The sequence below is a fragment of the Mycobacterium gordonae genome (genome assembly GCF_002101675.1).
In the GTDB taxonomy this organism is placed as follows: Bacteria; Actinomycetota; Actinomycetes; order Mycobacteriales; family Mycobacteriaceae; genus Mycobacterium; species Mycobacterium gordonae.
In genome coordinates this window covers 25024-31023 of record NZ_LQOY01000059.1, presented here as the reverse complement: position 1 = coordinate 31023, position 6000 = coordinate 25024, and the positions used below count along the sequence as shown (strand labels likewise).

4 protein-coding genes and 1 pseudogene are annotated in these 6000 nt (G+C 69.7%); 4 read left to right on the top strand and 1 reads right to left on the bottom strand.

What is annotated here, in order from left to right:
• Positions 1-547, top strand: a pseudogene (locus AWC08_RS36360) (PE family protein); the annotation flags it as partial.
• Positions 548-585: 38 nt separating this feature from the next.
• Here AWC08_RS36360 and AWC08_RS09920 read toward each other — a convergent pair.
• Positions 586-1395 carry an SDR family NAD(P)-dependent oxidoreductase gene (locus AWC08_RS09920; protein ID WP_069434810.1) on the bottom strand — a complete coding sequence of 270 codons (810 nt, stop codon included), beginning with the start codon at positions 1393-1395 and terminating at the stop codon, positions 586-588.
• Between the two features lie 106 nt (positions 1396-1501).
• On the opposite strand from AWC08_RS09920, the gene AWC08_RS09915 reads away from it, so the two are divergent.
• From AWC08_RS09915 to AWC08_RS09905, 3 genes are all read left to right on the top strand, one after another.
• Positions 1502-4273: a helix-turn-helix transcriptional regulator gene (locus AWC08_RS09915; protein ID WP_244906488.1), complete on the top strand. Its 2772-nt coding sequence runs from the start codon at positions 1502-1504 to the stop codon at positions 4271-4273.
• Positions 4274-4359: 86 nt separating this feature from the next.
• Positions 4360-5130: an SDR family oxidoreductase gene (locus AWC08_RS09910; protein ID WP_065133776.1), complete on the top strand. Its 771-nt coding sequence runs from the start codon at positions 4360-4362 to the stop codon at positions 5128-5130.
• 1 nt (position 5131) lies between these two features.
• The gene (locus AWC08_RS09905; protein ID WP_069434811.1) at positions 5132-5854 is read left to right on the top strand and encodes an SDR family NAD(P)-dependent oxidoreductase; all 723 of its coding nucleotides are present in this window, start codon (positions 5132-5134) and stop codon (positions 5852-5854) included.
• The last annotated feature ends 146 nt before the right edge of the window (positions 5855-6000 follow it).

Below are 6000 nucleotides of genomic sequence, written 5' to 3'. Positions count from 1 at the left end.
CTGGAGCGTCTCCGCCCGCGCCGCCGGCGGCCGGGCCGGCCAGCTGGTGGGTACCGGCGGGGATGGTGGTCAGGGCGGATTCACGGTGGGTCTGCCCGGTGCACACGGCGGCAACGGGGGAGCCGGCGGTGACGCCGGGTCGCTGTTGGGCTCCGGCGGCTCCGGCGGACTCGGCGGAGCCAGCACCGTCGCTAGCCCCGGCGGTCATGGCGGCGCTGGCGGCAACGCCGGCCTGCTGGGCAGTGGCGGGGCAGGTGGAAGCGGCGGAGCCGGCGGATCCGTGGCCGGCAATGGGGGCGCGGGCGGAAAAGGCGGACAGCTGGCCGGTCCGGGCGGTGCCGGCGGCGCGGGCGGAGACGGTCACGACACCGCGAACGGCGGCGCGGGTGGGGCCGGTGGCAACGCCGTGCTCATCGGCAATGGCGGTGGTGGTGGAAACGGCGGCGTCCATGGCAGCGGCGGCGGATCCGCGGGCAAGGGTGGAGCGGGCGGCGGCCCGGGGCTGATAGTCGGCGACAACGGCAACAGTGGGTTGACCCAGCCCTAGGCTCCGAGCCTGCCACCGATCAGAGGCTGCGCAGGTCTTCATACTCGTTTGGGACGGGGCCGATTCACCTTGCCGGCCGATGTTCCCCCGTCGACGGGCAGCACCGTGCCGGTGACGTAGCGCGATCGGTCGGTGGCGAAGTACAGGGCCGCCTCGGCGACGTCGTCGGGAGTGCCCTCGCGCTGCAACGGCCGATCGTCTCGCATCCCCTGACGAATCCGGGCCTCGAATTGCTCGAGTTCCTCAGCATCGAGATTCCCGGCCGACGATGCCAGAATCGGTGTGGGGATATTGCCCGGCGCGATGGCGTTCACCCGAATGTCGTGCTGCGCCAACTCGATTGCGGCAGACTTGGTGAACTGGATCACCGCGGCCTTGGATGCACGGTATGTCATCACGCCGCCACCGGCCTGGATGCCGCCGATCGAGGTCAGGTTGATAATTGATCCGCCGCCATGACTTGCCATGTGCCGCGCCGCATCTCGGGTACCGGCCATCACCCCCAGAACATTGACCCCCATGACCCGGTGAAAGTCGGACAAGTCGTCGTCGAGCAGGCGGCGCAGTGTTCCGGACACGCCGGCGTTATTCACCATCACGTGCAGACCACCGAACCTCGCCACGGTCGCCGCCACCAGCGCGCCCACCTGGTCGAGATCGGAGACGTCCGTGCGCACGAATATGGCGTCCGGTCCCAGGTCGGTGGCCAACGCCTCGCCGCCGGCTACGTCGACGTCGGCGATGATGACACGGGCGCCCTCGGCCGCGAACCGTAGGGCTATTCCGCGGCCGAGTCCCGAGGCCGCTCCGGTGACGACCGCGACCTTGCCCAGCAATTCGTTGACCACCCGTCGAGTTAATCGGGGCTTCCCGATTAAGTCAAGCAGTTGATTTAAACGCGCCAGCCGCGGGCTGGGTAAGGTCAACCGTCAAGTGATCAACACTGGTCAAGCACTGCGTTTACGGGGGCGGCGCGCGGAATGCACGGCCCTGGAACGGTTGACGTCTCGTGCGCGCTCGGGCGAGAGCCAGGTGCTCGTCCTACGCGGCGAAGCCGGCATCGGAAAGACCGCGCTGCTTGACTTCGCCGCCCAGTGCGCGCAGGGATTCCGGACGGCCCGCGTGTCCGGCGTCGAATCGGAGATGGAGCTTGCGTTCGCGGCGCTGCACCAGCTCTGTGTGCCGCTGCTGGACTGTCTCGACGAGCTGGCCGCGCCGCAACGCGACGCCATCGAGATCGCGCTGGGCCGCAGCGCGGGTCCCGCTCCGGACCGGTTCCTGGTCGGTCTGGCGGTGTTGAACCTGATCGGCAGCGCCAGCAAGGTAAGGCCGCTGTTGTTCCTGGTGGACGACGCGCAGTGGATCGACCGCGTTTCGGCCCAGACGTTGACGTTCGTCGCCCGCCGGCTGGTCGCCGAACCGGTGTGCCTGATGTTCGCCATCCGGGACGGGCTCGCCGACGGCGAGTTGACCGGCCTGCCTGAGCTGATGCTGCAGGGACTCAATTCCGGCGACGCGCGCGCGTTGCTGGATTCGGCAGTCCTGGGCCGGTTGGACAACCAGGTGCGCGATCGCATCGTCGCAGAGACTCGCGGCAATCCCCTGGCCCTGCTGGAACTACCCAAGGGCCTGACGAGCGAGGAGTTGGCGGGCGGCTTCGGGCCGCCGGATGCGCGACCGTTGGCAGGTCAGATCGAGCACACGTTCCTGCGGCGGATCGAACGGTTGCCGGATCACGCCCAGCAGCTGCTGCTGACCGCCGCGGCCGAACCGGTCGGCGATGCGGCGCTGCTGATGCGGGCCGCCGAACTGCTGGGCCTACCGAACGATGCGGCCGCCGGCGCCGAGGCGGCCGGACTCCTCGACGTGGGGACGACGGTGCGGTTCCGGCACCCACTGGTGCGTTCGGCGGCCTACCGCGCGGCCGGCCTGGTGGAACGCCGACGCGCCCACCGGGCGCTGGCCCATGCGACGGACGGCACCGTCGACCCGGACCGGCGCGCCTGGCATCTGGCGATCGCGGCCGCGGGACCCGACGAGTCCGTCGCCGCGCAGTTGGAGCTGTCCGCCGAACGAGCGCAGGCCAGAGGGGGGGTGGCCGCCGCGGCCGCGTTCCTCGAGCGGGCCACCCAACTCACCGCCGACCCGGCCCGGCGCGCCGCGCGGGCCCTGGCCGCGGCCCAGGCCAAGCGCGATGCCGCCGCGTTCGACGCCGCCGACGAGCTCCTGACCATCGCGGAGTCGGGCGCGTCGTTGGACGATTTGCAACGTGCGCGGCTGACACGCCTGCGCGCCCAGATTGCGTTCGCCCGCAGCCGCAGCGGTGACGCGGACGCTCCGACGGTGTCCGATTCCGCACTCGGTCTGCTGGATGCCGCGCGGCAGCTCGCCGGCCTCGACGTCGCACAGGCGCGGGAGACCTATCTAGAGGCGGTGGGAGCCGCGCTGTTCGGCGGACGCCTGTGCCCGCACGGCGGCATCACGATGACGGCCGCGGCCGCGCGCGCCGCACCACCCGGGCCCGCTCCGGTGCGGGCAGTCGACCTGCTGCTGGACGGCATAGCGATCCGGACCACCGATGGTCATGCGGCGAGCCTGCCGACATTGCGTGACGCGCTCGACTTGATCCGGGGTGAAGCCGAGCGCGGGGGCAAAGAGGTGATGCGGTGGTTCTGGCAGGCCTTCCCGATCGTGCAGGAGTCGGCCGCCCACGAGCTCTGGGACGACGACGTCTGGCATGAGCTGGCCAGCCACGCGGTGCGTCTGGCCCGCGACGCCGGCGCCCTGGCCGTCTTGCCGCTGGCCCTGGTCTACCGCGCCGGCGTGCATGTGCAGGCGGGTGCGTTCGCTGCGGCTACCGCCCTAATCGAGGAGGCCGATGCCATCACGACCGCCACCGGCTACGCGCCGGTGAAATATCACTCGGTATTGCTGGCGGCGTTGCGGGGCAACGAGTCCGAGGCGTTGGGCCTGATCGAGTCGGCGCGCCACGACGGTGTCGCCCGCGGCGAAGGGCGGGTGGTAGGCCTGACGAGCTTCGCCGGCGCCGTGCTCTACAACGGCCTGGGTCGCTATGACGACGCGTTTCGGGCCGCATGCCAAGCGTGTGAGGACGAGGATCTGGGCCTGTTCGGCTGGTCTCTGATCGAGCTCATCGAAGCCGGTGCCCGAAGCGGTGATCTCGCGGCGGCGCGGCACGCGCTGGCCCAGCTGGAAGGACGCGCCCGTGATAGCGGAACCAATTGGGCGACAGGCGTTTTGGCTCGATCACAGGCTCTGCTGGCAGCGGACAGGAAGGCCGAAGGTTTTTACCGGGAAGCGATCGAGCGCCTGGGCAACACCAGGATCGCCGTGCAGCTGGCCCGTGCCCATCTGGTGTACGGCGAATGGTTGCGCCGCTGCAACCGCCGCGTTGATGCCCGCGCCCAGCTGCACACCGCGCACGAGATGTTCACCCGGATGGGCGCCCAGGCCTTCGCCGAGCGGGCTCGCCGCGAGCTGCTGGCGACCGGGCAGAAGGTCAGCAAGCGATCGAGCGCACCGGCCGGTGAGCTGACCGCTCAGGAGGCGCAGATCGCCAAGCTGGCCGGTGACGGACTGACCAACCCCGAGATCGCTGCGCAGTTGTTCATCAGCACCCACACCGTGGAATGGCACCTGCGCAAGGTGTTCGCCAAGCTCGGCATCAAGTCCCGCCGGCAACTACGCACCACCGCTGGGGACTGACTACGGACTTTCAAGGGCTCGACGGACCCCCTGGGCGGGTGATGCTGAGTAAGCCAGTTCATCGGGAGATCTTGAAAGGCGGGGCAATGAAGATTTTGGTAATCGGCGGGACGGGGCTGATCGGATCGCAGGTGGTCGCGAACCTCACCGAGCTGGGGCACGAAGCCGTCGCGGCCTCGCCCAGCTCCGGTGTCAACAGCGTGACCGGCGAGGGCCTCGCCGAGGCGATGGCGGGCGTCGACGTCGTGGTGGACGTGTCCAACGCACCATCGTGGACCGACGACGACGTCATGAATTTCTTCGCCACCTCGACCCGGAACCTGCTCGAAGCCGAGCACGCCGCCGGGGTCGGCCATCACGTCGCGCTCTCGATCGTCGGCACCGACCGGGTGCCGGCAAGTGGGTACATACGGGCCAAGGCGGCCCAGGAGAAGCTGATCGCCGAATCCGGCACCCCGTATTCGATTGTGCGGGCGACCCAGTTCTTCGAATTCGCTTTGGGCATAGCCGATTCGGCGACCGACGGCAACACAGTACGGCTGTCGCACGAGGCGGCCATCCAGCCGATAGCAGCCACGGACGTCGCCGCGGCCGTCACCCGCGTGGCGGCCGGCGATCCACTCAACCGGATCACCAATATCGCCGGCCCGGACAAGTTCGGCATGGACGACCTGGCGCGGCTGGCACTTGCCGCCCACGGTGATTCACGCGAGGTGGTCACCGACCCGTCGGCCGAGTACTTCGGCGCTCAGCTTGACGACCGCAGCATCGTTCCGGTTGAGGGCGAAGAGGTGACCATCTACGAGACCCGCTTCAGCGATTGGGCATCCACTCACCTGCCCAGCCCAGCGCGCTGAGATGGAGCTCATCGACCACAGGGCAGTCATCACCGGTGGAACGGCCGGCATCGGCCTGGAATCCGCGCGGCTGCTTGCCAGCGAAGGCGCCACCGTCGTCATCTCGGGCCGTGACCGTGCCCGAGGTGAGCGGGCGGTGGAGGCCATCGGTGGCAGCGCGCGGTTCGTTGCGGTGGACATGGCCGACGCGGAGTCGGTGAGTGCGCTGGTGCGAGAGTGCGGTGAGGTCGACATCATCGTCAACAACGCCGCCAGCTTCCCGTCGGCGCTGACCGTCGATCAGGAGCCGGAGGCCTTCGAGATGATGTTCGACACCAACGTCCGCGGCGCCTACTTCCTGGTCGCGGGCTTGGTGCCGGGCATGCTGCAGCGCGGCAGGGGCAGCATCGTCAACGTCACCACGATGGCCGCCTTCAAAGGCATTCCGGGCGCGTCCGGCTACAGCGCATCCAAAGCCGCGCTGGAGTCCCTGACGCGGACCTGGGCCGCGGAGTTCGGGGCGAGCGGAGTGCGGGTCAACAGCGTTGCACCCGGACCCACCCGCACCGCCGGCGTCGCCGCCGAATGGGGTGACATCAACGACGAACTCGGCGAGGCGCTGCCACTGGGCCGCACCGCCTACGCGGCCGAGATCGCCGAGGCGGTGCTGTTCCTCAGCTCGCCGCGGGCCAGTTTCATCACCGGCTCGACGCTGCACGTGGACGGCGGCGGCGCGGCCGTCTAGCTCATCGCGGCCCCGCCCCAACTGTGTGGCACGACCAGTCTGCCGACCACCACGCCTCTCCCGATCGCCGCTGTCGTCCGCGCCCGCGTAGCCTCGACGGCCGGCGCCTGCGATGCGGACGTCAGGCGCGGCCGCAAGCGCCTGTT

Excerpts from the sequence above, each read along its gene's own strand:
- AWC08_RS09910 (WP_065133776.1), top strand. The coding sequence starts at position 4,360 with ATGAAGATTTTGGTAATCGGCGGGACGGGGCTGATCGGATCGCAGGTG.
- AWC08_RS09905 (WP_069434811.1), top strand. The coding sequence starts at position 5,132 with ATGGAGCTCATCGACCACAGGGCAGTCATCACCGGTGGAACGGCCGGC.